26 protein-coding genes and 1 tRNA gene are annotated in these 26,116 nt (G+C 66.3%); 13 read left to right on the top strand and 14 right to left on the bottom strand.

The window, feature by feature from the left end; genetic code table 11:
• Nucleotides 1-109 precede the first annotated feature (109 nt).
• Complete coding sequence (locus G0D83_RS08125; protein ID WP_164191839.1) at nt 110-991, bottom strand: hypothetical protein; 882 nt, start codon at nt 989-991, stop codon at nt 110-112.
• 95 nt (nt 992-1,086) lie between these two features.
• On the opposite strand from G0D83_RS08125, the gene G0D83_RS08120 reads away from it, so the two are divergent.
• Nucleotides 1,087-2,754 (top strand): iron ABC transporter permease, encoded by a 1,668-nt coding sequence (locus G0D83_RS08120; protein ID WP_164191836.1) that lies wholly within the window; start codon nt 1,087-1,089, stop codon nt 2,752-2,754.
• 49 nt (nt 2,755-2,803) lie between these two features.
• Nucleotides 2,804-2,879: transfer RNA gene (locus tag G0D83_RS08115), tRNA-Thr, on the top strand.
• Nucleotides 2,880-2,926: 47 nt separating this feature from the next.
• On the opposite strand, the gene G0D83_RS32715 is transcribed toward G0D83_RS08115, so the two are convergent.
• Both G0D83_RS32715 and purU read right to left on the bottom strand, forming a co-directional pair.
• A complete protein-coding gene (locus G0D83_RS32715; RefSeq protein ID WP_370457188.1) occupies nt 2,927-3,202 on the bottom strand; it encodes a helix-turn-helix domain-containing protein in 276 nt (91 codons plus the stop codon).
• Nucleotides 3,203-3,377: 175 nt separating this feature from the next.
• Nucleotides 3,378-4,265, bottom strand: coding sequence for a formyltetrahydrofolate deformylase (purU, locus tag G0D83_RS08105; RefSeq protein ID WP_164191831.1), 888 nt, complete (start codon nt 4,263-4,265; stop codon nt 3,378-3,380).
• A gap of 337 nt (nt 4,266-4,602) precedes the next feature.
• Between purU and G0D83_RS08100 the strand changes: the two genes are divergently transcribed.
• Nucleotides 4,603-6,336 (top strand): sugar phosphorylase, encoded by a 1,734-nt coding sequence (locus tag G0D83_RS08100; RefSeq protein WP_164191828.1) that lies wholly within the window; start codon nt 4,603-4,605, stop codon nt 6,334-6,336.
• 170 nt (nt 6,337-6,506) lie between these two features.
• Entirely contained in the window at nt 6,507-7,127 is a 621-nt protein-coding gene (locus tag G0D83_RS08095) for a DedA family protein (protein WP_164191825.1), read from the top strand.
• Nucleotides 7,128-7,189: 62 nt separating this feature from the next.
• On the opposite strand, the gene G0D83_RS08090 is transcribed toward G0D83_RS08095, so the two are convergent.
• The 4 genes from G0D83_RS08090 to metF form a co-directional block, all read right to left on the bottom strand.
• Nucleotides 7,190-8,575: a GntP family permease gene (locus G0D83_RS08090; protein WP_164191822.1), complete on the bottom strand. Its 1,386-nt coding sequence runs from the start codon at nt 8,573-8,575 to the stop codon at nt 7,190-7,192.
• Between the two features lie 179 nt (nt 8,576-8,754).
• Nucleotides 8,755-9,975, bottom strand: a complete 1,221-nt coding sequence (locus tag G0D83_RS08085) for a glycosyl transferase (protein WP_164191819.1) — start codon at nt 9,973-9,975, stop codon at nt 8,755-8,757.
• Between the two features lie 12 nt (nt 9,976-9,987).
• A complete protein-coding gene (locus G0D83_RS08080) occupies nt 9,988-10,752 on the bottom strand; it encodes an HAD-IIB family hydrolase (RefSeq protein WP_370457187.1) in 765 nt (254 codons plus the stop codon).
• Between the two features lie 230 nt (nt 10,753-10,982).
• Nucleotides 10,983-11,849, bottom strand: coding sequence for a methylenetetrahydrofolate reductase [NAD(P)H] (gene metF, locus G0D83_RS08075; protein WP_164191813.1), 867 nt, complete (start codon nt 11,847-11,849; stop codon nt 10,983-10,985).
• A gap of 98 nt (nt 11,850-11,947) precedes the next feature.
• On the opposite strand from metF, the gene G0D83_RS08070 reads away from it, so the two are divergent.
• Nucleotides 11,948-12,853, top strand: coding sequence for a LysR family transcriptional regulator (locus G0D83_RS08070; RefSeq protein ID WP_164191809.1), 906 nt, complete (start codon nt 11,948-11,950; stop codon nt 12,851-12,853).
• Nucleotides 12,854-12,974: 121 nt separating this feature from the next.
• Here the strand turns inward: G0D83_RS08070 and G0D83_RS08065 are convergent, their stop codons facing one another.
• Nucleotides 12,975-13,181: a cold-shock protein gene (locus G0D83_RS08065; RefSeq protein ID WP_008885598.1), complete on the bottom strand. Its 207-nt coding sequence runs from the start codon at nt 13,179-13,181 to the stop codon at nt 12,975-12,977.
• Between the two features lie 242 nt (nt 13,182-13,423).
• Between G0D83_RS08065 and G0D83_RS08060 the strand changes: the two genes are divergently transcribed.
• Entirely contained in the window at nt 13,424-13,738 is a 315-nt protein-coding gene (locus G0D83_RS08060) for an arsenate reductase family protein (protein ID WP_164191806.1), read from the top strand.
• Nucleotides 13,739-13,813: 75 nt separating this feature from the next.
• Here G0D83_RS08060 and thrS read toward each other — a convergent pair whose 3' ends face one another.
• Both thrS and G0D83_RS08050 read right to left on the bottom strand, forming a co-directional pair.
• Nucleotides 13,814-15,760 (bottom strand): threonine--tRNA ligase, encoded by a 1,947-nt coding sequence (gene thrS / locus G0D83_RS08055; RefSeq protein WP_164191803.1) that lies wholly within the window; start codon nt 15,758-15,760, stop codon nt 13,814-13,816.
• A 187-nt stretch (nt 15,761-15,947) separates the two neighbouring features.
• Complete coding sequence (locus G0D83_RS08050; protein ID WP_164191800.1) at nt 15,948-17,171, bottom strand: amidohydrolase family protein; 1,224 nt, start codon at nt 17,169-17,171, stop codon at nt 15,948-15,950.
• 414 nt (nt 17,172-17,585) lie between these two features.
• Between G0D83_RS08050 and G0D83_RS08045 the strand changes: the two genes are divergently transcribed.
• Nucleotides 17,586-18,857, top strand: a complete 1,272-nt coding sequence (locus tag G0D83_RS08045) for an MFS transporter (RefSeq protein WP_164191797.1) — start codon at nt 17,586-17,588, stop codon at nt 18,855-18,857.
• Here the strand turns inward: G0D83_RS08045 and G0D83_RS08040 are convergent.
• A complete protein-coding gene (locus tag G0D83_RS08040; protein ID WP_164191794.1) occupies nt 18,836-19,711 on the bottom strand; it encodes a LysR family transcriptional regulator ArgP in 876 nt (291 codons plus the stop codon). The two genes, G0D83_RS08045 and G0D83_RS08040, sit on opposite strands and share 22 nt — an antisense overlap.
• 95 nt (nt 19,712-19,806) lie before the next feature.
• On the opposite strand from G0D83_RS08040, the gene G0D83_RS08035 reads away from it, so the two are divergent.
• The 5 genes from G0D83_RS08035 (at nt 19,807) to G0D83_RS08015 (ending at nt 22,848) form a co-directional block, all read left to right on the top strand.
• Nucleotides 19,807-20,406, top strand: coding sequence for a LysE/ArgO family amino acid transporter (locus tag G0D83_RS08035; RefSeq protein WP_164191791.1), 600 nt, complete (start codon nt 19,807-19,809; stop codon nt 20,404-20,406).
• Between the two features lie 45 nt (nt 20,407-20,451).
• Entirely contained in the window at nt 20,452-21,351 is a 900-nt protein-coding gene (locus tag G0D83_RS08030; protein ID WP_235940274.1) for a DMT family transporter, read from the top strand.
• A 134-nt stretch (nt 21,352-21,485) separates the two neighbouring features.
• A complete protein-coding gene (locus tag G0D83_RS08025; RefSeq protein ID WP_164191788.1) occupies nt 21,486-21,683 on the top strand; it encodes a hypothetical protein in 198 nt (65 codons plus the stop codon).
• A gap of 91 nt (nt 21,684-21,774) precedes the next feature.
• Complete coding sequence (locus G0D83_RS08020; RefSeq protein WP_164191785.1) at nt 21,775-22,491, top strand: thermonuclease family protein; 717 nt, start codon at nt 21,775-21,777, stop codon at nt 22,489-22,491.
• A 99-nt stretch (nt 22,492-22,590) separates the two neighbouring features.
• On the top strand, nt 22,591-22,848 hold the full coding sequence (locus G0D83_RS08015) for a YdcH family protein (protein WP_108965068.1): 258 nt from the start codon (nt 22,591-22,593) through the stop codon (nt 22,846-22,848).
• Here the strand turns inward: G0D83_RS08015 and G0D83_RS08010 are convergent.
• The gene (locus tag G0D83_RS08010) at nt 22,845-23,378 is read right to left on the bottom strand and encodes a glutathione peroxidase (protein WP_164191781.1); all 534 of its coding nucleotides are present in this window, start codon (nt 23,376-23,378) and stop codon (nt 22,845-22,847) included. The two genes, G0D83_RS08015 and G0D83_RS08010, sit on opposite strands and share 4 nt — an antisense overlap.
• Before the next feature lie 162 nt (nt 23,379-23,540).
• Here G0D83_RS08010 and G0D83_RS08005 point away from each other — a divergent pair, with 162 nt between their 5' ends.
• Nucleotides 23,541-23,810: a DksA/TraR family C4-type zinc finger protein gene (locus G0D83_RS08005; RefSeq protein WP_164191778.1), complete on the top strand. Its 270-nt coding sequence runs from the start codon at nt 23,541-23,543 to the stop codon at nt 23,808-23,810.
• Here G0D83_RS08005 and G0D83_RS32105 read toward each other — a convergent pair.
• Nucleotides 23,803-24,120, bottom strand: coding sequence for a hypothetical protein (locus tag G0D83_RS32105; RefSeq protein ID WP_164191555.1), 318 nt, complete (start codon nt 24,118-24,120; stop codon nt 23,803-23,805). The genes G0D83_RS08005 and G0D83_RS32105 overlap by 8 nt on opposite strands.
• 99 nt (nt 24,121-24,219) lie before the next feature.
• A complete protein-coding gene (locus G0D83_RS07995) occupies nt 24,220-26,034 on the bottom strand; it encodes a M3 family oligoendopeptidase (protein WP_164191774.1) in 1,815 nt (604 codons plus the stop codon).
• Between the last annotated feature and the right edge of the window lie 82 nt (nt 26,035-26,116).

Below are 26,116 nucleotides of genomic sequence, written 5' to 3'. Positions count from 1 at the left end.
TCCCTCCCGGAGGGAAGACCTCCCCGTCTTTTTCCTGACATAACTATCCCGGCGGAGCCGCGCGGCGGCAGGGGCGGAGCCCCCGGATCCTCCGGATGCGGCCACGCGTTCAGGGCGTCAGCACCCGCACCCCGTCCATCTGTGCCATCTGCCAAACGTCCTCGTCGTAGAGCCCGGTCAGCATGTCCACATAGGCGGCGTCCCATCCCGGCATGTCGAGCTCTTCCTCCATCACCCCGGGCAGGGCGTATTTCTCAAGGAAGGCGGTCATGACCCGGCGTTTCTGCGCTTCGCTGACCATGGGGTTCTCGCGCAGGAAGCCGCGGAAGCGCTGCATCGCCTCGGGGCTGACGAGTTCGGAGAAGATGTCGAAGCTGCCGGTGATCTTCCGCTCGGCTGCGATCCCCGCCGCCTCGCGCAGGATTTGCCCCCAGAGCAGCGGCGTGTCCTCGTTGCACCAGAGCGTGATCGGCACACCGGGCAGAGCGCGCCGCAGCCGCATCACGAGATCGGACCAGCGCAGCTTCATCGGGTCGGCGCCCGACAGGAAACTCTCGAGCGTCTCGTGCGGCGTGGCGCGCAGCATGGCCGGCAGCCATGTGGCGAAATCGCGCAGCCCGAAGAAGATCTGCAGCTCATCCCCCTCGAACAGCCGGGCGATCGCCTGCAGCCGCCGCTCGGCCTTGCGGTAGAGCGTGCCACCCTCCAGCGCGAGCTTGGGCACCGAAAAGAGCGTCTCGTGGCTGAGGATGAGCCGGGAGACCTGTCCGGGATCCTCGCTGAGGATGGCGTCCAGCAGCACCTCGCGCGCCTCGGGGGTTGGCTTCTCGGCGCCGAGGGCGCTGATGGCTTCCGACAGGAGCATGCGGTAGCGCGACGGGCCGGGAACGGCGATGCCCTCGCGGTGAAGCTCGCCTGCGTTGCGCAGCAGTCCCCTGAGCAGGCGATCCTCGTCCGTGCATTGCGCGCCGATATGGAGAATGACCTGCATGACCTGCACTTTCGGTTACCAACGGCAGGGACTATACCCGGATCAGAGCCAAGGAAAACCGCGCGCCGCCCGGGGCGGATCACGAAGGAGCCCTCATGAGCCTTGCCGACAACAGCGCCCCGCGCCGTGCCCGCCTGTCGCTGGCGCGCGCCTTGCCGAACCCCTGGTCGCTCGGCGCCGCCCTGATCGCCGCCGTGGTTATCGCGCCGATCCTTGCGGTGCTCTGGATCGCGCTGTTTCCCTCGGAAAACATCTGGCCGCATCTAATCTCGACGACCCTGCCGCGCTATTTCGGCAATACGCTGAAGCTGATGGCGGGCGTCGGGCTTCTGGCGGGGGCGGCAGGCTCGGGCGCCGCCTGGCTAGTGGCGCGCTACGAGTTCCCGGGGCGGCGCTGGCTCGAATGGCTGCTGCTGCTTCCGCTGGCGATCCCGGCCTATGTGGGGGCCTACGCGCTGGTCGATTTCCTCGAATATGCCGGGCCGGTGCAGACCGGGCTGCGCGAGATTTTCGGCTGGAAAACCTCGCGCGACTACTGGTTCCCCGAGATCCGCTCGATGGGGGCGGCGATCATCGTGCTCTCGGCGGCGCTTTACCCTTACGTCTACCTGCTGGCCCGCAACGCCTTCCGCGAGCAGCCGGGCAGCGCCGACGAGGTCGCGCGCTCGCTGGGGCAGGGCGCTTTTGCCCGGTTCTGGCGGGTCGGCCTGCCACTCGCCCGCCCGGCGATCGCGGCGGGCATGGCAATCGCCATGATGGAGGCGGTGAACGATTTCGGCACCGTGGATTACTTTTCTGTGCAGACGCTGACCACCGGCATCTTCAGCGTCTGGCTGCAAAGCAACAACGCCGGCGGCGCGGCCCAGATTGCCGGGACGGTGCTGGCGCTGGTCATCGTGCTGGTGCTGCTCGAGAAGGGATCGCGCCGCCGCATGCGCTTTTTCAACCTCTCCTCGCGCCACCGGCCGGTGGCGCGTACCGCGCTGCGCGGTGCCACCGGCTGGGGGGCGAGCCTGGCCTGCGTCATCCCCTTCGGCATGGGGTTCGTGCTGCCCGCCTGGGTGATCCTCGGCCACGCGATCGACAACGCCCAGGCATGGGCCGACCCGCGGCTCTGGCAGGCCGGGGTCCACACGCTCACCGTCGGCAGTATCGCGGCGGTGCTGACCGTGCTCGGCGGGGTCTTCCTGGTGTACGGCGTGCGGCTTTCGGGGCGGCAACTCCCGCGGCTGCTGCTGCCGGTCTCGACCATCGGCTACGCCGCGCCCGGCGCGGTGCTGGGCGTTGGTATCCTGATCCCGCTCGCGGCGGTGGACCACGCGCTGGCGGATACGGTCGAGGCGGTCACCGGCATCGATATCGGCCTCGTGCTCACAGGCTCGGCCTTTGCGCTGGTGCTCTCCTATTTCGTGCGCTTCTTCGCCATCGCGCAGGGCGCGGCAGATGCGGCGATGGCGCGGATCTCGCCCAATCTCGCCCGTGCCGCGCGCTCGCTCGGCCGCACCCAGGGCCAGACCCTGCGCGAGGTCTACGTGCCGCTGATGCGCGGCTCCGTCGCCTCGGCCTTGTTGCTGGTCTTCGTGGATTGCGTCAAGGAACTGCCGGCGACGCTGCTGCTGCGCCCGTTCAACTATGAGACCCTCGCCACGCGGGTGCACGACCAGGCCTCGCTGGAAAACCTCGGAGGCGCCGCCCCGGCGGCGGTTCTGGTGATTGGCGTGGGGCTTTCTGCGGTCGGTCTTCTGGCACGCGCAAATCGCTGAATCGCTCTTGCACAAGGGGGCGAAGCTGGCATATGCCTCTGCGCACGGTGCCCCTATAGCTCAGCTGGTAGAGCAACTGATTTGTAATCAGTAGGTCCGCGGTTCGAGTCCGTGTGGGGGCACCATATTCCCGCCCAAGTTGCTGAAAAGGCAGGAAAGTGAAAGTCTGCCTCTACGGCATTCCCCCCGAAGTAGCCCCCCAAGCGCTCGCGCATTGCGACGCAACGTCTTGCAACACTTCGGTACGGCTTTCGAGGAATGTCTCGATCTCCGAGACTTTGAGCAGCGAAATCTCACCCTTCTTATAGATGCGAATCTGTCCGGCGGCTGCCCACCGGTAGAAGGTCACCCGGCGGATGCCAAAGACCTCCTGAGCCTGCGCCAGACGGACAGAGGTTCGATCGCTGCGGTCATTCCGGAAACGCCTTGTTGCGATGACATGCAACACCCTGAAACGGTGGGTAGGGGTGGCAGGATGGTGACGACAGTATTCCAAAAGCCCGAGGCTGGCCGCCCCCAGCGCCGGCTACGAAAACGCCCGCCTGGCACCTGCAGGCCGAATGAATTTCCGGGCAGGTGTTCCCCGGGGGCGCGCCGAAGGCTGGCCCCGGGGTCAACAGCCCTCAGCCCATCCGCTCGGAGCTGTAGGAGCCCGGCGAGGCGGGGAAGACGACGGTCTTGTCGCCGTTGAGGAACACCCGGCGGTGGGCATGGGCGTGGATGGCGCGGGCCAGCACCTGTGCCTCGACATCGCGGCCGAGCGAGACGTAGTCCTCGGGCGATTGCGCGTGGGTGACGCGCACGGTGTCCTGCTCGATGATCGGGCCTTCGTCGAGGTCCGCAGTGACGTAATGCGAGGTCGCCCCGATCAGCTTCACGCCGCGCTGGAACGCCTGCTTGTAGGGGTTTGCGCCCTTGAACGACGGCAGGAAACTGTGGTGGATGTTGATGATCCGCCCCGACATCTTGCGGCACATCTCGTCGCTGAGGATCTGCATGTAGCGGGCGAGCACGATCAGCTCGGCGCCCGACTCCTCGACCACCTGCATGATCGCCGCCTCGGCCTGCGGCTTGTTCTCGCGGGTCACCTTGATGCAGTGGAAGGGGATATCGGCGTTCACCACCACCTTCTGGTAGTCCATGTGGTTGGAGATCACCGCGACGATCTCGATCGGCAGCGCGCCGATGCGGCAGCGGTAGAGCAGGTCGTTCAGGCAATGCCCGAAGCGCGAAACCATCACCACGACCTTCATCTTGGTGGCCTCATCGTGGAAGGCGAACTCCATGCCGAACTCCTCGGCCACCGCGGCAAAGGCGGCCTCGAGCTCGGCCAGCTCCGCGCCGGTCTCACTGCGGAAGCTCACCCGCATGAAGAAGCTGCCGGTGCCGAGGTCGTCGAACTGGGCGCTGTCGGTGATGTTGCAGCCCTGCTCGGCGAGGAAGCCGGCGACGGCGGCGACGATGCCGCGGGTGGAGGGACAGTGCACGGTGAGGGCGTAGGAGGAACTCATGGGAGGGCGTTTCTTTTCTGGATTTGAGGCCTGGACAGATCGCTGCCGCCTGCGCCGGGCGAGGTCAAGCGGATTGCAGCCCGATCCTGCGGCAAGATCGGGCCGAAGCGTCGCGCTGGCGCGACATGTTTCCACGAGGATGCGACAGGGCCGCTTTCGGAAACTCTGCCCAATCTCCGGCCGCCGGGGGAGCGGGGCAGAGCGAAGAGGCCAGGCGCGGGGAGTAAACTCTTGTGAAAGCGGGGCTCATTGCTTACCCCAAGGGTAAGTGCCCGGAATTCCGTGCCGTCCCTGGCCTTCCGGTCCTCTCAACCCGGACCCGTCGAGACCCGTTTTCATGACCGAGACCTCCTTCAGCGCCCGCCTTTCGGAACTGCTCCACTTCATCTACCCCGACCTCAACGCCGACATCCTTTCCAGCCAGGTCATCGATGCCTTCTGGCCTGAAGCCAAGGGCCGCCGCCGACAGCCGCGCAAACCCGGCAACAACCTCTGGTCGCAGAAAGACGCGGTGCTGATCACCTACGGCGACAGCCTGATCGACGGCAACCACAAGCCGCTCGACCTGATGAACGACTTCCTGCTGCGGCGTATGAAGGGGGTGGTGAACGGGGTGCACATCCTGCCATTCTTCCCCTTCACCTCGGATGACGGCTTCGCGGTTACCGACTATCGCAAGGTGAACCCGCAGCTTGGCGACTGGGTCGACATCACCCGCATCGGCGACGAATTCCACCTGATGTCCGATCTGGTGCTCAACCACGTGTCCTCGCAGGGGGTCTGGTTCAACGCCTACCGTCAGGGGCAGAAACCCTATGACGGGTTCTTCTTCGAGGCCGAGCCCTCGGACGACCTGTCGATGGTGGTCCGGCCGCGCACCACGCCGCTGCTGCAGGAGGTCGAGACGGCGATGGGCACGCGCCACGTCTGGTGCACCTTCAGCCACGACCAGATCGACCTCGATTTCCGCAACCCCGAGGTGCTTTTGGAGATCCTGCGGATCATCCGCCTGCACGTCGACAGGGGCGTGCGGATCATCCGGCTCGATGCCGTCGCCTTCCTGTGGAAGGAGATCGGCACCAACTGCATCCACTTGCCGCAGACCCATGCGGTGATCCGGCTGTTGCGGCTGCTTGCCGACTACGCCACCGAAAGCATCATCCTGCTGACCGAGACCAATGTGCCCAAGGCCGAGAACCTGTCGTACTTCGGCAACCGCAACGAGGCGCATATGGTCTACAACTTCCCGCTGCCGCCGCTTGTGCTGCACGCGATGATGGCGGGGACGGCGAAATACCTCAACGACTGGCAGCGGGCGATGCCGCCGGCGCCGCTTGGCTGCGCCTATCTCAACTTCACCGCCAGCCACGACGGCATCGGCATGCGTCCCGCCGAGGGGCTGCTGCCGCCGGAAGAGGTGGCCCGGGTGATCGACACGGCGCGCGCGCTTGGCGGGCTTGCCTCGATGCGCTCGCTGCCCGGCGGCGGCGAGAGCGTCTACGAGCTCAACTGCGCGTTCTTCGCGGCCATGGCGAGGACCTACAAGGGCGAGGACGACAACCACCTCGCACGCTTCCTCTGCTCGCAGACCATCGTCATGTCGCTCGAAGGCATTCCGGCATTCTACATCCACTCGATGCTCGGAACGCCGAATGACATCGAGGCGGTGCAGCGGCGCGGCATGAACCGGGCGATCAACCGCCACCGTTGGAATTACGCGGAGCTCAACGCCCTGTTGGACGATCCCGAGACGGTGCACGCGCAGGTGCTCGAGATGCTCTCGGAGCGGCTGGCCCTGCGCTCGGCGCAGGCGGGCTTCCATCCCAATGCCACGCAGTTCACCCTCAATCTCGACGAACGGGTCTTCGGGCTATGGCGGCAATCTTTGGACCGGGCACAGTCGATCTTCGCGCTGCACAACTGCTCGGACGAGGAGGTGGTGATCCCGCACGAGGGGCTGAACCTCATCGCTGACGAACATTGGATCGACCTCTTGTCGGGCGAGACCATCGAGGCCGGGGCGGTTTCGCTGGCACCCTACCAGTGCCGATGGATCTCGAACCGCGGCTAGGGACTGGCGGGCGGCAGGCGATGGAAGGCCGAGAGGCGGCTCTGCCCCTGCGGCGCTGCGCGCGGGTCTTTCGTGATATCTTTCTCTGCTAGAGAGACCTATCTCGCAGATCGCGTGAACCCGGCGGCGGGCGGGCGCGTTGCGCTGTCAGACGTCAAGCGGAGGGCGATATGTTCGACTGGATCTCGGGGTTTGTCGACGCGGTGGGGGCGATCGGCATCGCCGTGCTGATGTTCCTCGAGAACGTCTTCCCACCCATCCCCTCCGAACTCATCATGCCGCTCGGCGGGTTCAACGCGGCCGCGGGGCGCGAGCACCTGCTTGCGGTGATCGTGGCGGGCTCGCTCGGCTCGCTTGCCGGCGCGCTCTTCTGGTACTGGATTGGACGGCGGCTCGGCACGCAGCGGCTGAAGCGGCTGGCGGCGCGGCACGGACGTTGGCTGACCATCCTGCCCGAAGATCTTGATCGCTCCAAGGCGTGGTTCGACCGTCATGGCGGCAGCGCGGTGCTGATCGGGCGGCTCATCCCGACCGTGCGCACCTTCATTTCGGTCCCCGCCGGTGTGGCGCGGATGCCGATGGCGAGCTTCCTGGCCTTCACCACCGTTGGCACGGTGAGCTGGACGACGGTGCTCGCGATGGCGGGCTACCTGCTACAGGCGCAATACGGGCTGGTGGCAGGCTGGCTTGACCCGGTGTCGACGGCCGTCGTGGTGGGGATCGTCGGGCTCTACCTCTGGCGGGTCGCAACCTACGGTCGGCGCAAGCGGCGCAAGGCGGGCGAGGTCTAAGCGCCGGTATGAAAACGGGGCGCCCAGAGGCGCCCCGTTTCGCGTTTCCCGTGCCGCGAGGGTCAGAGACCCAGCGAGCCGAGCACGATCACCGTGATCGTCGCCACCACCGGGATCGCCACGGCCACCACGAAGATGTCCGCGTAGCTCTTCTTGTGGGTCATGCCGGTGATCGCCAGGAGGGTGATCACCGCGCCGTTGTGCGGCAGCGCGTCGAAGCCGCCCGACGACAGCGCCGTGACCCGGTGCATCAGCTCCATGCTGATGCCCTGTTCGGCACCCATGGCGGCGAATTGCTCGCCGAGCGCCTTCAACGCGATCGACATGCCGCCCGAGGCCGAACCGGTGATCCCCGCAAGCACGTTCACCGCCACCGCCAGCGAGGCCAGCGGGTTGTTCGGGAAGAGCCCCAGAACCGCGTCGCGGATCAGCCCGAAGGCGGGCAGCGAGGCGATCACCGCGCCATAGCCGACCTCGGAGGCGGTGTTGAAGATCGGCAGCAGCGAACCCATCGTGCCCTTGTTCACCGTCTCCTTGACGTCGGCGAAGCGGCGCCAGTTCAGCGCCAGCGCCAGCACGATCGACACGACCAGCGAGATGATGATCGCCCAGATGCCCGCCACGCGCGACAGCGAGGTCTCGCCGTATTGCGCTTCGGCGAGGTAGTCGGCGTTCATGTTCGGGAAGACGACGTAGGTGAGCAGCGCGTTGAGCGCGATCACTGTGATCACCGGCAGGATCGCCGCGCCGATGCCGGGCATGTTGGCATCCTCGGGCAGCGAGCTGTCGGCGGCGGTGCGCTCGTGCACGCCGTAGCCTTCGCCCCGGGCCTGAGCGGCCTTGGCGCGGCGGCTCAGCCAGAGCGTGCCGCCGCCGAGCATGATGAGGCCGGCCAGCGTGCCAAGCAGAGGCGCGGCAAAGACGTTGGTGCCGAAGAACGGGATCGGGATCGCGTTCTGGATCGCCGGGGTGCCGGGGAAGGCGGTCATGGTGAAGGTGAACGAGCCGAGCGCGATGGCTGCGGGCAGCAGGCGCTTGGGCACGTCGGCGCGGCGGAACAGCGCGTTGGCGATCGGGTAGATGGCGAAGGCCACCACGAAGAGCGACACGCCACCAAAGGTCAGCACGCCGCAGGCGAGCACGACCGCGAGGATCGCGCGGTCACCGCCGACCCATTCGACGATTTTCTCGGCGATGGTGCGCGCGGCACCGCCGTCGGCCATGACCTTGCCGAAGATCGCGCCGAGCAGGAACAGCGGGAAGTAGGTGATCACGTAGCCGCCGAGCGACTGCATGAAGACCTGCGTATAGGTGGCCATGACCGGCAGACCGCCCGAAAACAGCACGGCGAGCATGGCCAGAAGCGGTGCTAGGATCAGCACGTTGATGCCGCGGTATGCCAGGTACATCAGCAAGCCCAGCGACAGAATGATCCCGATGAGACCCATTCTTCTCCTCCTTTGATCAGAAGCGCCCCGCGGGGAGGCCGGAACTGGGAGGACCGGCGCGGGCAGGGCTAAAAAACAGTTACTCGGACGAGAGTTGGGTCAGGTCAATGTGAGGGCGCGGCGAGAGACGCGACGTCGCGGGCTTTTGAGTTCACGGTGACGTGAGGTTCTTGTGGCGGTCAGCCGAACTCGGCATCGTCGGCGGCCACGGCGGCGCGGAAGTCTGCCAGCAGGCTGGGGTCGGCCGAGTGCACCCGGTTCCACGTCGGGATGAAGGGTGTCTCCTGCGGGTTCTCGATGAAGAGCTGACCGGCGCGGACGATGTTTTCGCCGAACATTTCGATGCTGCGTTCCTCGGCGTGGCGGTCGATGGTCAGCCCGTTCATCTTGGCATCCGCCGAATAGGCCTCGAGCAGGTCGAGCGCCGAGCGGTAGTAGGTGGCCTTGAGCGTGCGGAAGACATGCGGGGTAAACACGGTCCCGTCGGCAGCGAGCTTGCGGAAAATCGCCTTGCAGATATCGACCGACATGCGCGAGAGCCCCTGGCTGGCGTCCTCGGGCGAGAGGTCCTGGTGCTTGTGGTCGTAGATGTCGGCGATCTCGACCTGGCAGACCTGCCGCGGGCCAAGGTTGCGCCAGGCTTCGGACAGCACGCCGATCTCCAGCCCCCAGTCCGAGGGAATGCGCAGGTCGGGCAGCAGTCCGGTGCGCAGCGCCATCTCGCCCGAAAGCGGGTAACGGAAGGCGCGCAGGTAATCGATGTAGTCGCGATCCCCGATGGTGCGCTTGAGCGCGATGAGCAGCGGAGAAACCAAGAGGCGGGTGACCCGGCCGTTCAGCTTGCCGCCGCCGACGCGGGGGTAGTAGCCCTTGGAGAGCTGGTAGCTGAAGCTCGGATTGGCCACCGGGTAGACCAGCCGGTCGAGCATCTCGCGCGTGTAGGTGACGATGTCGCAGTCGTGGATCGCCATCACGGCGCTGTCGGCGCAGGAGATGAGATAGCCCATGCAGCCCCAGACGTTCTTGCCCTTGCCGGGCTCCTGCGGGGCGAGGCCGAGCTCCTCGAGCCTGCCCATGATCTGCTGCATCCGCGGGCTGTCGTTCCAGATCACCGTGGTCTGCTGCGGCAGCATGGAAAAGAACTGGCGGGCGTGGCGGTATTGCGCCTCGTTCGCGCGGTCGAGCCCGATGACGATGCGGTGCAGATAGGTGACCTTGCTCAGTTCCTTGAGGATGTCCGGAAGCGCGTCGCCCTCTAGCTCGGAATAGAGCGAGGGCAGGATCAGCGAGATCTTTCGGCTCTGCGCGTAGGTTTCAAGCTCGTAGACCATCTCCTCGATCGGGCGCGAGCGCAGGTTGTGGAACTGGGCGATATTGCCGTTCTGGTGGAAGTCGGCCATGGCGGAGGTCTCCTAAAGCCCGAGGTCTGCAAGTAGGTGGAGGATGGCGGCGTTCCAGCCCTCGGGGCCGGGCAGGGCGGTGCGGCGGATACGTCCCGTCTGCTCGCCGGGCAGGGGCGGGATGCCGTTGCCATGGTCGTTGCGGATGATCACGCCGTGGGTGGCGGCCTCGATCATCTCGATGTCATTGGGCGCATCGCCGAGCGCGATGGACGTATCGCAGCCGAGGTCGGTCAGGATCCCCGCCATCTGCTGCGCCTTGGTGCCGCCGAAGGAAAGGGTGAGAAAGCGCCCGCCCTTGCGCGCGTGGATGCCTGTTTGCGCAAGCGCGGCAAGGAAGGCGTCCTGTTCGGCCTCGCTGCCAGACCAGAGGCCGGGCTCGGTGAAGCGCCGCTTGCGGGCCAGTTCGGCGCAATCCAGAGACAGGCCGGTGACCCGCGCCACCTCCTCGGCATCCATGTCGCCGAAGCCTCTGAAAAGGCGGGCGTGCTCGGGCACTTCGGCCAATGCGGCGCGGAGCTTCTGATAGTCGGCTGCGTCTTCCGAAAGGGCGCCGGGGCTGATCCGGTCGGCGCCGTTCTCGACAATGGCGGGCCAGTCACCGAGGCCCAATTCGCGATGCAGGGGGCCGATCTCGGCGGCGGTCTTGGAGGAGGCGAGGATGAGCGGGATGCCGCGCTTCTTGAGCGCATCGAGCGCGGGCCGCGCGGGGGCGTAGGAATAGGTGCCGTGGTCGAGCAGGGTCCCATCGAGATCGGTGAATACCGCTAGCCGCACGTCTTGTTCCTTCGTCTCTGCCCCGGGTCCAGTTAAGCGGATGGCGCCCGGCAAGGGAACAGGCGCGGCGTCAACAAACATCTAAGATGCCGAGATTGGACGGAAAGTGGGCAACGCCATCGCGCGTCTCGGCGTGCGACGGTTTCGGGGGGCAGAAAAAGCAACGCCGGCCCGCAACGACGGACCGGCGCACATCGCGTGATCTTGGCCTTATCGTGCGCCGGGGGCGCTCAGGCCACGTTCTCGAGCTTGCTGTCCGGCACCACGCCGAGCGCGTGGCATACGTCGCGGGTCAGCTCGGGGCGGTTGAGCGTGTAGAAGTGCAGCTTCTCGACGCCGCCCTCCAGCAGCTCGTTGCAGAGCTCGGTGCACATGGCTGTCGCCAGCAGGTCCTGCCGGTCGTCGCGCTCGGCCTTCTCGAAGGCCTCGATCACCCAGGCGGGGATCTTGGTGCTGGTGGCTTCGGCGAAGCGGCGCGCGCCCTTCCAGTTCTCGATCGGCAGGATGCCTGGCACGATGGGCTTGTCGATGCCGGCCTTCTCGCAGGCGTCGCGGAAGCGGAAGAAGCTCTCGGCCTCGAAGAAGAACTGGGTCAGCGCCTCGGACGCGCCGGCGTCGAACTTGCGCTTGAGGTACTCGACATCGGCGGTGGCCGAAGGCGCTTCGGGGTGCTTGTCGGGATAGGCCCCGACGCGGATGGTGAAGTCGCCCGCCTCGCGCAGCGCCTCGATCAGCTCTACGGACGAGTTGAAGCCCTCGGGGTGGGGAGTGAAGCCGCTGGCGCCCTTGGGCGGATCGCCGCGGAGCGCGACGATGTCGTTCACGCCGGCCTCCTTGAACTGGCGCGCAATCGCCAGCGTTTCCTCGCGGGTCGCGTCGACGCAGGTCAGATGCGCCGCGACCTTGAGGCCGGAGTTCTTGTGCAGGGTGGCGACGACGTCACGGGTCAGCTCGCGGGTGGTACCGCCGGCGCCATAGGTGACCGACACGAAGCGCGGACCGAGCGGCGAGAGCGCCTGCACCGTGTCCCACAGCCGGAAGGTCGCCTCGATGTTGCGGGGCGGGAAGAATTCGAAAGAGATGTCGGGGCGCGTCATTGGCCGGGACTCCGAGTTTGGATTTCGGTCCTTGTGACACATGAACCTTTGTGAGACAAACTCATACTTCTCAAGAACAACATGAGGCGAACACTGGGATGCATATCGAGTTTCGTCACCTGCGCACGATCAAGGCCATCCACGAGGCCGGGGGTCTCGCGCGTGCGGCCGATCAGCTCAACATAACGCAATCGGCCCTCTCTCACCAGATCAAGGGGCTCGAGGATCAGGCGGGGGTCGAGCTCTTCGTGCGCCGGTCCAAGCCGATGAAGCTCTCGGCGGCGGGTCTGCGCCTGCTGCGCCTCGCCGACCAGGTGCTGCCGCAGGTCGAGGCAGCGATGGCCGAGTTCGACGGGTTGCGCGCGGGCTCGGCCGGGCGGCTGCATATCGCCATCGAATGTCATGCCTGTTTCGAATGGCTGTTCCCGGTGCTCGAGAGCTTCCGCAAGAGCTGGGGCGATGTCGACGTGGACATCCGCCCGGGGCTCGCCTTCGACGCGCTGCCGGCGCTGATGAAGGAAGAGGTCGACGTGGTGATCTCGTCCGATCCCGAGGATCTGCCCGGCGTCACGTTCACGCCGCTCTTTGAGTATCACCCGGTTTTCGTCGCGGCGGCCTCGCACCCGCTGGCCGGAAAGCCCTGGATCGAGGCGCAGGACTTCCGCGGCGAGACGCTGATCACCTATCCGGTGGATCGGGCGCGGCTCGATATATTCTCGCAATTGCTGTCCCCGGCGAAGGTCGAACCGGCGGCGATTCGCCAAGTCGAGCTGACTGCAGTGATTCTGCTTTTGGTTGCCTCGAATCGTGGTGTCGCGGTTTTGCCCGATTGGGTTGTGCGCGAAGTGAAATACAATTCCGATTACATCACCCGGCCATTGACCGAGGCGGGGATCACCCGGCACCTCTACGCCGCGACCCGCACCGAGGATCTGGATAAACCCTTCATGACGGATCTGATCCGCCTGGCGGGGCAGGAGGCGCGGCGCTTGCAATCGCAATGACTGCACGCCGGACTGCAACGCCGGCTATCGCCAGTCCCGCTACGGGCTGACGTGTGCGGGTACACCCCCGCGGGGACCCAACCCCAGGTGGGGTGGGGTCATGCGATGTAAGATTTTGTTATTAAAGTGTTTTCAGATCGGACGCCATCATGCGTCCATCGCGGCCTTCCTTGAGCTCGTAGCTCACTTTCTGATTGTCCGCGAGGCCGGTAAGCCCCGAACGTTCGACGGCCGAGATATGAACGAAGACATCCTTGCCCCCCTCTTCGGGCGCGATGAAGCCGTAGCCTTTGGTGGTATTGAACCATTTCACGGTGCCGCTCGGCATGTGTCCGTGCTCCTTCCAACTTTCCTGTTTCTACCCGTAATGCGGGCGCCGCGTCACATTCGCCTCTCAGCGGGAGGAATGCCTGTCCCGGTCGAAAACGCGGTAAAATCGAGGCTTTCCGGCTCTGATCATCGAAGGTCACGGGCCAAGAGTTGCACGGTGCCTGCAAAAATCAAGAGAAACGCTTCGCAGTCGCGGCATTAGGCAATAAATAGTGCCCCAAGAGTTCAAGGAGATGGCGGATGCTGATATACGGGCTGAAAACGTGTGATACCTGCCGAAAGGCGCTGAAAGCCCTGCCCGAGGCCGAGTTTCGCGACGTCCGGGCCGACGGTGTGCCCGGCGAGGTGATCGACAGCGCGCTTGCGGAATTCGGCGACAAGCTGGTGAACACCCGCTCGACCACATGGCGCGAGCTTGATGAGGCGCAGCGCGCGCGCCCGGCGAAAGATCTGCTTGCCAACCACCCGACATTGATGAAGCGGCCGCTGATCGTGGCGGGCGAGGCGATGTATCTTGGCTGGACCAAGGACGTCGAGGCGGCTCTGGCGGGCTGACGTTGCCAAACCCCGGTCAAAAAGAAAAAGCCCCGGGCGATCCCCCGGGGCTTTGTTGTTCGCAAGAAACCCGGCTCAGCGCAGGTCGGGCGCGGTGGCGTCCAGCGACAGCGAAGCGACGATCTCGTCGAGGCTCTGTACCGCGGTCTGCTTCTCGCCGAGACGGCGCACGGTGACGGTGCGCTCTTCGACCTCGCGGTGGCCCACGGCGAGGATCACCGGCACTTTGCCCACCGAGTGGTCGCGGACCTTGTAGTTGATCTTCTCGTTGCGCGTGTCGGCCTCGGCGCGCACGCCGGCGGCCTTGAGCGCTGCGACGACCTCGAGCACGTAGTCATCCGCCTCCGAGGTGATCGAGGCGACGACGACCTGCCGCGGCGCCAGCCAGAAGGGCAGCTTGCCGGCGTGTTCCTCGATCAGGATACCGATGAAACGCTCGAAGGAGCCCAGCACGGCGCGGTGCAGCATGACCGGGCGGTGCTTCTCGCCGTCCTGGCCGATGAAGCTCGCGTCAAGACGCTCGGGCAGGTTGGGATCGACCTGCAGCGTGCCGCACTGCCAGTCCCGGCCGATCGCATCGGTCAGGGTGAACTCGAGCTTGGGACCGTAGAAGGCGCCTTCGCCCTCCTGGATCTCATACTCGTAGCCCGCGGCACGGCAGGCATCGCCAAGCGCCGCTTCGACGCGGTCCCAGCTCTCGTCCGAGCCGATGCGCTTCTCGGGGCGGGTGGAGAGCTTGATCGTCCAGTTCTCGAAGCCCAGATCGGCGTAGATCGAGGCGAGGAACTCGATGAACTTCTTGGTTTCCGCCTCGATCTGATCGTCGGTGCAGAAGATATGCGCGTCGTCCTGGGTGAAGCCGCGCACCCGCATGATGCCGTGCAGCGCGCCCGAGGGCTCGTAGCGGTTGCACGACCCGAACTCGGCCATGCGCAGCGGCAGGTCGCGGTAGGACTTCAGGCCCTGGTTGAACACCTGCACGTGGCAGGGGCAGTTCATCGGCTTGAGCGCGTTGATCGCCTTCTCGCGGGCATGCTCTTCGTCGACTTCAACGATGAACATGTTCTCTTGGTAGTTGTCCCAGTGCCCGGATTTCTCCCAGAGCTTGCGGTCGACGACCTGCGGCGTGTTGACTTCGACGTAGCCGTCATGCTCCTGCCGGCGGCGCATGTAGTCCTGCAGCGTGGTGTAGATTTTCCAGCCGTTGGGATGCCAGAAGATCTGCCCCGGCGCTTCCGGCTGGAGGTGGAAGAGATCCATCTCGCGGCCCAGCTTGCGGTGGTCGCGCTTGGCCGCTTCCTCGAGGAAGTTGAGGTACTTCTTCAGCTCGTCGCGGTTGCGGAAGGCCACGCCGGTGATCCGCTGCAGCATCGGGCGCGAGACGTCGCCGAACCAATAGGCGCCCGAGACGCCCATCAGCTTGAAGGCATCCGACGGCAGCTGGCCGGTGTTCTGAAGGTGCGGGCCACGGCAGAGATCCTGCCAGTCGCCGTGCCAGTACATGCGGATCGGCGCATCTGCCGGGATGCGGTCCACCAGCTCGACCTTGTAGCCCTCGCCGCTGTCTTCATAGAACTTGCGGGCGCGGTCGCGGTCCCAAATCTCGGTCTTCACCTCGTCGCGGGCGTTGATGATCTCTTTCATCTTCGCCTCGATCTGGCCGAGGTCTTCTGGGGTGAAGGGCTCGGCGCGGTCGAAGTCGTAGAACCAGCCTTGGTCGGTGACCGGGCCGATGGTGACCTTGGTGTCGGGCCAGATCTCCTGCACCGCGCGCGCCATCACGTGGGCAAGGTCGTGGCGGATCAGCTCGAGCGCCTGGTCCTCGTCCTGCAGCGTGTGGATCGCGATCGTGCTGTCGGCCTCGATGGGCCACTGAAGGTCCCAATGCGCGCCGTTCACGGTGGCGGAGATCGCCTTTTTCGAAAGGCTCTTGGAAATGGCTGTGGCCACGTCGGCAGGGGTCACGCCCTTGTCGAATTCGCGCGCATTGCCATCGGGGAATGTCAGGGAAATCTGGCTCATAGGCCTAGTCTCCTCGTCGGTCTGGCGCCCACGGAACGCCCGGTTGCGGGTTATATCTCGTGCCGCCTTGTGACCCTCGGGGCAGGGGGTGTCAAGCGGCGGGGAGGCAGGCATGACGAGAGGGCGCGGCCAGCGTGCTTGGAGCCGAGCCGACGCCTCCGGGGCGTGCGCGGCCAGCGAACGGCTGTCAGGGCCGCAAAATCCTCGGCGCGGGCGCTTCGAACGTCATCCGCCCCCCACGCAATCCCCAGACCGGCCGCCGGATCTCGGCCACGGCAGAGGCGCGGCTCTCGCAGGGCAGCAGCACCAGATCGGCCGGGCCGCCAACCTCGATCCGGTCGGACACGCCAAGAAGCCGGAAGGGATCGCTGCTGACCATCTCGAAACAGGCGGTCAGCTCCTCGGCGCTGCCAAGCTGCGCGACGTTGGCAAAGAGGTTGGCCATCCGCGGCAGCGAGCAATCGCCGTAAGGGGTAAAGGGGTTGAGCACGTTGTTGGTCGCCACGGTGCAGCACACCCCAGCAGCGTGGAACCGATGCGCCGGCGCCACGCCCCGCGGCACCGCGTGGTCATGCCCGCGTCCGGTGATGAAAAGGTCGGTCGCCGGCAAGACGGTGAGCGCGATCCCCGCGTCCTGCAGCAGCGCCACGCTCTGCGCCAGCGCGGCGGGGGAAAGCATCGACAGCTTGGTCGCATGGCCGATTGCCACGCGCCCCTGCATGCAAAAAGCGATGGTCTGCCGGGCCACCTCGTCGAGATGCCGCCAGCTGGCGTCGAGGTCGAAATCGAGGTGGAAATCAAGGTCGACACCGAACGCGCGCGCCATCTCGAAGAGCAGCGCAATCTGCCCCTCCGGGTCGGTGTCGGTATAGGGACAGCCGCCGAGCAGGTCTGCCCCCTCCGCCAAGGCCGCCCGCAGCAGCTCTTCGGTGCCGGGATAATTCAGCAGGCCCTCTTGCGGGAAGACGCAGATCTGCAGGTCGAGCGCCCAGGAATAGTCCCTCTTCAACTGCCTGACCGCCTCGAAGCCCGCGAGCCCGATCACCGGATCGATCTCGACCTGCGTGCGGATCAGCGTGGTGCCTTGGCCGATCGCCTGCTCCAGAACCCGCGCCCCGCGCGCGTAGACGTCCTCGGTGGTGAAGTCCCTTTTGGCTGCCGTCACTGCCGCCAGCGCCCCCTTGAGATCGCCGGTCCGGTTCACCGCGCGCTCGAGAATGCAGGCCTTGTCGAGGTGCAGGTGGCTGTCGGCAAAGCCGCGGAAGACCAGGCCACCTTGTGCATCGAGCGTGGGCGCGTCGCTGGCGAGGCCCGCCCCGATGGTCGCGATCCGCCCCTGCGCGAGGCCGATATCGACCGGCGCTGCACCGTCCGAAAGCCGCGCGTCGCGGATGATGAGATCAAGTGTCATTGTACGGCTCTTGCCCTTTCTTCGTGGGTCTTCAGCTGCCGCGAAAGACTCGCGGCGGTTTGCCAACCTCGGCGCCCAGGTAAGGCACCCTCGGCGCGGAAGCCTGTCAAAGCCGCGCATCGAATAGTCGCTAAGGTGCCGCTCTTGAAGGGCGCTCTGCCCAATCTTTGGGCAAAGTGAATGCCATGTCTGTGAGGACTATGCGTGCCCTCATTCCTTCCGCTCCGCAACGTGCCCGAACCGACGCGCCGGTTGATCGAAATCACCGAAAGAGCCCCGGAGACCCCTCGAAAGGACCGGTGTTTTGGCTTCTTCCGCCGAGCTTGCGCGCGTTCCGAGACCGGCGCGGGAACCTGCTGCCACGCCGCGGCGTTTCCCTGCCGGACCCCCCGGCGGAAGAGCAGCGGCAGGCGCATGACCCATATCGACGAGACGCAGATCTACGACACATTGACCGAAGGCACCGACGGCGCGCCAAGGTCCGAGGCCCGCAACGGGCTGCGCCACGTCGGATCGCTGTCGATGACCAAGCTCGCCGACGGCCTTCTGAATCCGAAACTGGTGCTCACCTGGCTGGCGCAGGCGCTCGGCGCGCCTGCCGCCGTCTCCGGCCTGCTCGTCCCGATCCGCGAGGCGGGGGCGCTTCTGCCGCAGCTCCTGCTGGCGGGCGTGGTCCGGCGTAGCCGCCAGCGCAAGTGGATCTGGGTGGCGGGCTCGATCGGGCAGGGGCTCGCGGCAGCGGGCATGGTCGTCGTTGCGCTGACGTTGCAGGGCATGGCGGCGGGGCTCGCGCTCTGCGCACTGCTGGCGGTGCTTGCGCTGTCCCGCGCCGCCGCTTCGGTCAGCTACAAGGACGTGCTTGGCAAGACCGTCTCGAAGACTCGCCGCGGCTCGATCACCGGCACGGCGGGCTCGGTCGCCTCGGCGGGGGTTCTGGTCTTTGCGCTGCTGCTCCTGTCGGGCGCGGTCCAGGACGTGCCGCCCGTCGCCGCGGCGATCGGCCTTGCTGCGGCGCTCTGGCTCGGAGCTGCGGCGCTCTTCGCGACTCTGGAGGAAAAGGACAGCGACCCCGATGAGACGGCCGCTGCCATCGACCTCTCACCGCTGCGCGAAGACCCGCAGTTCCGCCGCTTCATCGCCTGCCGGGGGGCGCTGACCGTGACCTCGCTGGCACCGCCCTATCTCGTGCTGCTCGACGACGGCGGCGGCGCATTGCAGAAGCTTGGCGCCATGGTCCTGGCCTCGGCGCTGGCCGGCTTCGTGTCGAGCTGGGTGTGGGGCCGGATGGCGGACCGCTCGTCGCGCCGCGTTCTGATGCTCTCGGGCTTCGCCGGGGCTGGCGCCATGGCGCTGGCGGTGGTGGCGGCACTGCTCGGCTGGACGGGGCCGATCTGGGTCACACCGCTGCTGCTCTTCGCGCTGCTGATCTCCTGGCAGGGGGTCAGGCAGGGCCGCTCGACATACCTTGTCGACATGGCTCCCGAGGAGGGGCGAGCGAGCTATGCTGCGCTCGCCAATACGCTCATCGGCGGGCTGCTGCTGGTGACCGGCGCGCTTGGCGGGGCGCTGGCCATTGTCGGCCCGGTGGCGGCGCTGGCGGGTTTCGCTGCGCTGAGCCTGGTTGGCGGGGTCATCGCCGCTGGCCTGCGCGAGGTCGAGAACGGTCAGGGCGCCAACAGGGACTGACGCGCCTGCGCCCGAACGGCGCGTGTCAACGGCGCCAGCGCCGCGGCCACCAGCCGGTTGACCTGCCAGGTCAGGAAGATGTCCTCGGGCGCGTCCGGGCGCATGGCAACCAGCGCGCCCGAGGCGAGCAGCGGTGCCGCAAGGAACTCCGGGTTCAGCCCCCAGCCGATCCCCAGCCGCGCCGCCTCGACGAAGCCCTGGGTCGAGGGCAGGCGGTGCGTGGGCGGCAGCAGCGCCTGCCCGGTGACCCGGCGGAGCCAGTGATGCTGCAGCGCGTCCTTGCCGTCGAACTGCAGCAGCGGCGCACGCGAAAGGGTCTCGGCCGTGACCCCTTTGGAAAAATACCGGTCCCGGAAATCGGGCGCGCAGGTCGCAACATAGCGCATCCGCCCCAGTGGAACCGCGTCGCAGCCCTGCACCGGGCGGGCATGGTCGCAAATCGCCGCCGAGACCTCGCCCCGCCGCAGCCAGTCGGCCGAGAAGGCCTGATCATCCACCACGATGTCGAAGAGCATGTCGCGCCCGACCAGCGCGGGCAGGAACCAGGTGCCTAGGCTGTCGGCGTTGACCGCCAGCCGCAGCCGCGCCTGCGCTGCGTGCTGGCCGAGATCGCGTGCCAGCGCAGCCTCGAGCAACGCCACCTCCGAAGCATGGCGCGCCAGCCGCGCTCCGGCGGGGGTGGCGGTGCAGGGGGTGGCGCGGATCACCAGCGCCGCCCCGGCGCGATCCTCGAGCGCCTTGATGCGCTGCGAGATCGCCGAGGGCGTCACCGAAAGCGCGCGCGCGGCGGCATCGAAGCTGCCGAGCCGCAGCACCGCTTCCAGAGCGGCCAGTTGAGAGGGGTCATATTGCATTAGCGTATCTTAATCAGGGTCAATTTCTTTAACTAGCCTTTGATCGGCCCTGCGTGATAGCCCGGCCTCCGGACAACGAAGATGGAGACCGCACCATGCAGGCAGCCGCCGCTGGCTTTGCCTTGGGACTTTCGCTGATCGTGGCGATCGGGGCGCAGAATGCGTTCGTGCTGCGGCAGGGGCTGCGGCGCGAGCATGTGCTGGCGGTGGTGCTGGTCTGCGCGCTGTCGGATGCGGTGCTGATCGCCGCGGGCGTCGCGGGCTTCGGACTGCTGGCAAGCCAGCTGCCGGGGCTCGAGACCGTGATGCGCTGGCTCGGCGCCGCCTTCCTGATGTGGTACGGCGCGCGCACCCTGCTTGCCGCCTGGCGCGGTGGCGCGGCGCTGCGGGCCGAGCGCGACCCGGGCAATGGCAGCCTTCGGCGCGCACTGCTCACCTGCCTCGCGCTGACCTGGCTCAATCCCCATGTCTATCTCGACACGGTGATGCTGCTGGGGGCGGTGTCGTCCCAGTATGAGAGCCGGCTGCACTTCGGGCTCGGCGCCGTGAGCGCGTCCCTGTGCTTTTTCTTTGCGCTCGGCTTCGGCGCGCGACTGCTGGCGCCGGTCTTTGCACGGCCTGTAGCCTGGCGCGTGCTCGACCTGGGGATCGGGCTGACCATGTGGCTCATCGCGGCGAAACTGCTGATCGGCTGAGCGCGGACCCTTGCGCCCGGCGCAGGGCGCGCTACCAAAGCCCCTATGAACACCACGCAAGCGAACCCGGTCCGGGGCATCCTTTTCATGGTCGTCACGGGGCTTTGCTTCGTCGGCGTCACGGTCACGGTCAAGCTGCTGCACGGCCGGGTGCCGGCAGCGGAGTCGGCCTTTCTGCGCTACCTCCTCGGACTGGTCTTCCTGATCCCCATGTGGAAGGCGCTGCGCGAACTGCGGATGACCCCGCGCCAGTGGCGGCTCTCGGCGCTGCGCGGTGGCGCGCAGACGCTTGGGGTGATCTGCTGGTTCTTCGCCATGGCTCGCATCCCGCTCGCCGAGGTCACGGCGATGAACTATCTCACGCCGATCTACGTGACAGTTCTGGCGGTCTTCGTGCTGGGCGAGCGGCTGGCAATGCGCCGCATCCTCGCCATCGTCGCGGCCCTCGGAGGGGCGCTGCTGATCCTTCGGCCGGGGTTCCGCGAGCTTGATCCGGGGCATTTCGCCATGCTCGGGACGTCGCTCATGTTCGCCGTTTCCTATCTCATCGCCAAGATCATCACCGACGAACTCTCGCCGGCCATCGCACTGGCGCTCTTGTCGATCTCGGTGACGCTGGGGCTTTTCCCCTTCGCGCTTGCGGTCTGGGTCTGGCCAAGCTGGGGCGATCTCGTCATCCTCATGGCCACCGCCACCTTTGCCACGGCGGGGCATTACGCCATGGTGCTCGCCTTCGCCAGCGCGCCGGTGACGGTGACCCAGCCAATCACCTTCCTGCAGCTGGTCTGGTCGGTGGCCATCGGGGCGCTGTTCTTCGCCGAGCCCGTCGATCCCTTCGTGGTCGGCGGCGGGCTGGTGATCATCGGCTCGGTGCTCTTCATCACCCTGCGCGAGGCGATGCTGAAGCGTCGGGTGACGCCCTCGGGTCCCGATACGAAGTTCTGAGCGGGTGGGGTGGCGCCCAATCCGCTGAAACAGTCCGTTTCCAAAACATGAAAAATCCCCAGGGCCATCGCATTTCGGCCTTATTCCCGCGTGAAGGTTTCCCCAAGTGAAACAGTTCAGCCGAGTATGTGACCATGTTTGCCAACAACCAATTGACCGAAAACCTCGACGACGTCCGGGCCTTCCTTCTGGCGGAGCGCGGCAAGGCGCTCTCCGACGCCGAATGGCGCTTTCGCATGAAGGGCTACGGCTACCAGCTGCGCCGCACCGAGCGGGGCATGGAGGTCTCTCGCCTGCCGCAGCACCACCTGCTGGGCACGCTCGACGCCTGAGCCGAGAGGGACCGTGGCAGGCGGCGCACGCCTTAAGGAAGATTAAGCGCGCAGCCTTGCCCTCCTCCCGTGATGCGTAGAAATTGGCCTGATGATCAGGCTTTGTTCACGCTTCGTGAGCGTTTTATTCATAATTGTTTCCCTTGCGTCATCCTGGGTGAGCCTCGTCGCCGCCCCGGTGGCGGCGGCACAGCCGGAGATCACCGGTCGCATCCGCGTGATTGACGGCGACACCTTCGACATCGGCGACGTGCGCGTGCGACTCTTCGGCGTCGATGCCCCGGAACAGGGGCAGACCTGCGGCGGCGGAGCCAAGCCGACTTGGGCCTGCGGCGCCTGGGTGACGTCCGAGGTCCGCGCCCGCTACGAGGGTCGCCGCGCCAGTTGCGCCCGGCTCGACACGGACCGCTACGGGCGCGCCGTGGCGCGCTGCTCGGTCGAGGGCGAGGACGTGGGCCGCGAGCTGGTTTCCGAGGGGCTGGCCTTTGCCTATCGCGCGTATTCTCTGGACTACGACCTCGACGAGAAACGCGCCGTGGTGCGCGGCGTCGGAGTGCATGGCTCCGAGGTGCGGCGCCCCGCCGAGTACCGCGCCGAGACCCGCAACGCCGCGAATTCCGCTGCCGTGGCCGCGGCACCGCGCGGCTGCGTGATCAAAGGCAACGTCTCATCAAAGGGCGAGCGCATCTTCCACGTGCCTGGCCAGAAATACTACGCGGCCACGCGCATCGATGTGACCAAGGGCGAACGCTGGTTCTGCTCCGAGGCAGAGGCGCGCAAGGCCGGGTGGCGCAAGGCGCGGCAGTGAGCACCGCGGCATGACCTCGGGGCATGTTGATCCGCATCAAGGAGCGGCCGCGCGGCGCGTGCGAAGACAGGGCCAAGACACGTGAAGGAGGCTCAGCCCATGTCCCATGTTCCGCATTCCCTCGCCGAGGAATTCCCGCAATTTGCCGCGCGCATCTCCGAGCTCAAGCAGCAGGGCGGCCATTTTGCCACGCTCGCAGAGCGTTACTATGAGGTGAACCGCGAGGTGCACGGGGCCGAGAGCGGGCTGACCCCGATGGAGGGGCTCGCCGAGGCCGACCTGCGCAAGAAGCGCGCCGCGCTGAAGGATGAGATCTATGCGCTGCTCACCGCCGATGCCGAGGGCATCGAAGGTTAATTGAGCAGCGGCTCGATTTCCGAGACGATCGGATCGGAGAGGGGCAGCGTTGTGCTGCCCCAGCCGGCGACGAATTCGCCGTTCGGGCCGATCAGCACCTTGTTGAAATTCCAGGACGGGGCGAAGTTCTTCGCCTCGGCCAGTTCCCGGTAGAACGGATGCGCGCCGTCCCCGGTCACATGGGTGATCGTGGTCATCGGCATGTCGAGATCGAAGTTGATCTCGCAATAGTCCTTCACCTCGGCTTCGCTCCCCAGCTCCTGCCTGAAATCGTTCGACGGCACCGCCAGCACCACCAATCCGCGGTCGCGGTAACGTTCGTAAAGCGTCTGCAGCCCGTCGAACTGCGGTGCGAAGCCGCAGCGCGAGGCGGTGTTGACCACAAGAACCGGGCCGCCGCGCCAGCTTTCCAGATCGAGCGTGCCGCCGTCGATGGAGTCGAAAACCGTAGCCTCCGAGGCCTTTCCGGGCAGGGCGAGGGCGGGCAGGGCAGCGGTGGCGAGAACCGCAAGAAGGGGGAGGATGCGCATGGAAGGTCTCCTTTGCGTTCACAGATAGTCTCGCTACCGTGAAGTCAATGTCGCGGGGCGCCCTTGGACGTTCACCCGCCTGTGCAAAATTGCAGGGCGCGAAATGCGCTTGGCGGGCGGGTCTGTCGACCCTATCTTCAAGGCTCAGCAGGAGGTGACGCCATGGCCGGAGGCTGGAGCCGCGACGGAGCGGTGCAGGATCAGATCGAGGACAGCATCAAGGACGAGCTGGCGCGCATGCAGGCGCGTAGGCGCCCCATGGGCGAGAGCCTGACACATTGCGCCGAATGCGACGAGCCGATCCCCGAGAAGCGCCGCATGGCCATCCCGGGCGTGAAGCTCTGTATCGACTGCCAGCAGGAGCGCGACGGGGCCGTTCAGGCGCGCGGAGGCATCAACCGGCGCGGCTCCAAGGACAGCCAACTCAAGTGAGATCGTCGTCGTCGCGCTCTGCAGGGGTGCGGTCCGGGGTCTCGCGCCGCCGCAGGCTCTTGCCGCGCTCGAGCCCGCGCCGGTAAAGCGGCATCACATCCAGCATCGCCACGGCGAAGCCGAGCGGGATCATCCAGAAACCCAGGATCGGCAGAAAGCCGAGGATCCCGCCGCAGATCAGCAGCAGCCCCAGCACAAGGCGCAGGCCTGGCGGCACGCGCCGACGCACGTGCACGAGGAAGCGCTGCATCCGCGCCTTGATCGTGCGCTTTACGCGCGGCTGTGGGGGCTGTTTGTCGGGCGGGAGCATGAGGCGGATCCTTCTCGGGCCTCGGGAATGATATGTTGAAAATGCCGTTGGAACAGGGGGCGGGCCCCGCGAGGCCCGCCCCAGAGCGCAGTCTTGGTGTCAGTCTTCCATCGCCTCGAGCTCGTCGATGAAGCCCTCGATCATCGACAGACCCTTGTCCCAGAACTTCGGGTCGGTGGCATCGAGCCCGAAGGGCTCGAGCAGCGCCTTGTGGTGCTTCGAGCCGCCGGCTTTGAGCATGTCGAAGTACTTGTCCTGGAAGCCTTCGGGGTTCTGCTCGTATTCTGCGTAAAGCGCGTTCACCAGCCCGTCGCCGAAGGCGTAGGCATAGACATAGAAGGGCGAGTGCACGAAATGCGGGATATAGGCCCAGAAGGTCTCGTAGCCCGGCATGAAGTCGAAGGCCTCGCCAAGGCTCTGCGCCTGCACCGACATCCACAGCACGTTGATGTCCTCGGGGGTGAGCTCGCCGCCGCGCCGCGCCTCGTGCAGCTTGCACTCGAAGTCGTAGAAGGCGATCTGCCGCACCACGGTGTTGATCATGTCCTCGACCTTGCCGGCGAGCATGACCTTGCGTTCCTTCTGATCCTTCGCCTTGGCCAGCATGGCGCGGAAGGTCAGCATCTCGCCGAAGACCGAGGCGGTCTCGGCCAGCGTCAGCGGCGTCGAGGCGAGCATCTCGCCTTGGCCGGCCGCCAGCACCTGGTGCACGCCGTGGCCCAGCTCATGCGCCAAGGTCATCACGTCGCGTGGCTTGCCGAGGTAGTTGAGCAGCACGTAGGGGTGGGCGTCGGTGACCGTGGGATGGGCAAAGGCGCCGGGGGCCTTTCCGGGCTTGGCGGCGGCGTCGATCCAGCCCTTGTTGAAGAAGGGCTCGGCAATCTCGGCCATGCGCGGATCGAAACCGGCATAGGCCTCCATCACGGTCTTCTCGGCCTCGTCCCAGCCGACAATGCGGTCGCTCTCCATCGGCAGCGGCGCGTTGCGGTCCCAGACCTGCATGCGCTCGAGCCCCAGCCACTTGCGCTTGAGTTCGTAGTAGCGGTGCGACAGGCGCGGGTAGGCATTGACCACGGCGTTGCGCAGCGCCTCCACCACCTCGGGCTCGACGTCGTTGGCGAGGTGCCGTGCGTGCTGTGCCGAGGGCATTTTGCGCCAGCGATCCATCACTTCCTTTTCCTTTGCCTGGGTGTTGTGCACCCGGGCAAAGGTCTTGATGTTCTCGCCGAACACGCGCGCCAGTTCGTGGGCGGCGGCTTCGCGCTTGGACCGGTCCTGCTCGGTCAGCAGGTTGAGCGTGCTCTCGATGCTCATCTCCTCGCCGCCGACCTCGAAGGTCAGCCCGGCGATGGTCTCGTCAAACAGCCGCTCCCAGGCGTCGCCGACGACGCCCAGATCGTGCAGGAAATGCTCCATCTCGTCGGAGAGCTGGTGCGGCTTCATCGCGCGGATGCGGTCGAAGGCGGGCTTGTAGCGGCCGAGCTCGGGATCGGCGGCAAAGAGACCATCCAGCAGATCATCGTCGAGCCGGTTCAGCTCGAGCGTGAAGAACACCAGCGGCGTGGTGTAATTGGTGATCTTCTCCTGGCAGTCCGACAGGAACTTGGCGCGCTCGGCATCCACCGTCAGCTGGTAGTAACGCAGCCCGGCGTAGGACATGATGCGCCCGCCCACGGCCTCGATCTTCTCGTGGCGGCGGATCATCTCGAGAAAACCGGCGGCGTCGAGCGTGCCCAGCTTGCCCTCGTAGTCGGCGGCGAAACGCGCGCAGGCATCCTCGAGCCAGTCGAGGTCGCGCTTGACCTCGGGCGCGTCGGGCGCCGGGTAGAGATCGCTCAGATCCCATTCCGGCAGGTCGCCCAGGTTCTTGCCGCCGGCGGCGGCATGTGCATCAAAAACGGGCCGAAGGGTCATCGCGTGTCTCCATGTTCTTTCTTCTTGGGGGACAGCTAAGAACGCCGCCCCCGCAGGTTCAAGGGCGAAAGCCCTTTCTTCT

The organism is Salipiger sp. PrR003, from assembly GCF_010500785.1.
Lineage (GTDB): Bacteria > Pseudomonadota > Alphaproteobacteria > Rhodobacterales > Rhodobacteraceae > Salipiger > Salipiger pacificus_A.
The sequence above is the reverse complement of the archived record's forward strand: the minus strand, read 5'-3'. Positions and strand labels throughout refer to the sequence as shown.

What these genes read in the sequence shown, in the direction of transcription:
- G0D83_RS08125 (WP_164191839.1), bottom strand. Translation starts at nt 991, where the DNA reads ATGCAGGTCATTCTCCATATCGGCGCGCAATGCACGGACGAGGATCGC.
- G0D83_RS08120 (WP_164191836.1), top strand. Translation starts at nt 1,087, where the DNA reads ATGAGCCTTGCCGACAACAGCGCCCCGCGCCGTGCCCGCCTGTCGCTG.
- purU (WP_164191831.1), bottom strand. Translation starts at nt 4,265, where the DNA reads ATGAGTTCCTCCTACGCCCTCACCGTGCACTGTCCCTCCACCCGCGGC.
- G0D83_RS08100 (WP_164191828.1), top strand. Translation starts at nt 4,603, where the DNA reads ATGACCGAGACCTCCTTCAGCGCCCGCCTTTCGGAACTGCTCCACTTC.
- G0D83_RS08095 (WP_164191825.1), top strand. Translation starts at nt 6,507, where the DNA reads ATGTTCGACTGGATCTCGGGGTTTGTCGACGCGGTGGGGGCGATCGGC.
- G0D83_RS08090 (WP_164191822.1), bottom strand. Translation starts at nt 8,575, where the DNA reads ATGGGTCTCATCGGGATCATTCTGTCGCTGGGCTTGCTGATGTACCTG.
- G0D83_RS08085 (WP_164191819.1), bottom strand. Translation starts at nt 9,975, where the DNA reads ATGGCCGACTTCCACCAGAACGGCAATATCGCCCAGTTCCACAACCTG.
- metF (WP_164191813.1), bottom strand. Translation starts at nt 11,849, where the DNA reads ATGACGCGCCCCGACATCTCTTTCGAATTCTTCCCGCCCCGCAACATC.
- G0D83_RS08070 (WP_164191809.1), top strand. Translation starts at nt 11,948, where the DNA reads ATGCATATCGAGTTTCGTCACCTGCGCACGATCAAGGCCATCCACGAG.
- G0D83_RS08065 (WP_008885598.1), bottom strand. Translation starts at nt 13,181, where the DNA reads ATGCCGAGCGGCACCGTGAAATGGTTCAATACCACCAAAGGCTACGGC.
- G0D83_RS08060 (WP_164191806.1), top strand. Translation starts at nt 13,424, where the DNA reads ATGCTGATATACGGGCTGAAAACGTGTGATACCTGCCGAAAGGCGCTG.
- thrS (WP_164191803.1), bottom strand. Translation starts at nt 15,760, where the DNA reads ATGAGCCAGATTTCCCTGACATTCCCCGATGGCAATGCGCGCGAATTC.
- G0D83_RS08050 (WP_164191800.1), bottom strand. Translation starts at nt 17,171, where the DNA reads ATGACACTTGATCTCATCATCCGCGACGCGCGGCTTTCGGACGGTGCA.
- G0D83_RS08045 (WP_164191797.1), top strand. Translation starts at nt 17,586, where the DNA reads ATGACCCATATCGACGAGACGCAGATCTACGACACATTGACCGAAGGC.
- G0D83_RS08040 (WP_164191794.1), bottom strand. Translation starts at nt 19,711, where the DNA reads ATGCAATATGACCCCTCTCAACTGGCCGCTCTGGAAGCGGTGCTGCGG.
- G0D83_RS08035 (WP_164191791.1), top strand. Translation starts at nt 19,807, where the DNA reads ATGCAGGCAGCCGCCGCTGGCTTTGCCTTGGGACTTTCGCTGATCGTG.
- G0D83_RS08030 (WP_235940274.1), top strand. Translation starts at nt 20,452, where the DNA reads ATGAACACCACGCAAGCGAACCCGGTCCGGGGCATCCTTTTCATGGTC.
- G0D83_RS08025 (WP_164191788.1), top strand. Translation starts at nt 21,486, where the DNA reads ATGTTTGCCAACAACCAATTGACCGAAAACCTCGACGACGTCCGGGCC.
- G0D83_RS08020 (WP_164191785.1), top strand. Translation starts at nt 21,775, where the DNA reads ATGATCAGGCTTTGTTCACGCTTCGTGAGCGTTTTATTCATAATTGTT.
- G0D83_RS08015 (WP_108965068.1), top strand. Translation starts at nt 22,591, where the DNA reads ATGTCCCATGTTCCGCATTCCCTCGCCGAGGAATTCCCGCAATTTGCC.
- G0D83_RS08010 (WP_164191781.1), bottom strand. Translation starts at nt 23,378, where the DNA reads ATGCGCATCCTCCCCCTTCTTGCGGTTCTCGCCACCGCTGCCCTGCCC.
- G0D83_RS08005 (WP_164191778.1), top strand. Translation starts at nt 23,541, where the DNA reads ATGGCCGGAGGCTGGAGCCGCGACGGAGCGGTGCAGGATCAGATCGAG.
- G0D83_RS32105 (WP_164191555.1), bottom strand. Translation starts at nt 24,120, where the DNA reads ATGCTCCCGCCCGACAAACAGCCCCCACAGCCGCGCGTAAAGCGCACG.
- G0D83_RS07995 (WP_164191774.1), bottom strand. Translation starts at nt 26,034, where the DNA reads ATGACCCTTCGGCCCGTTTTTGATGCACATGCCGCCGCCGGCGGCAAG.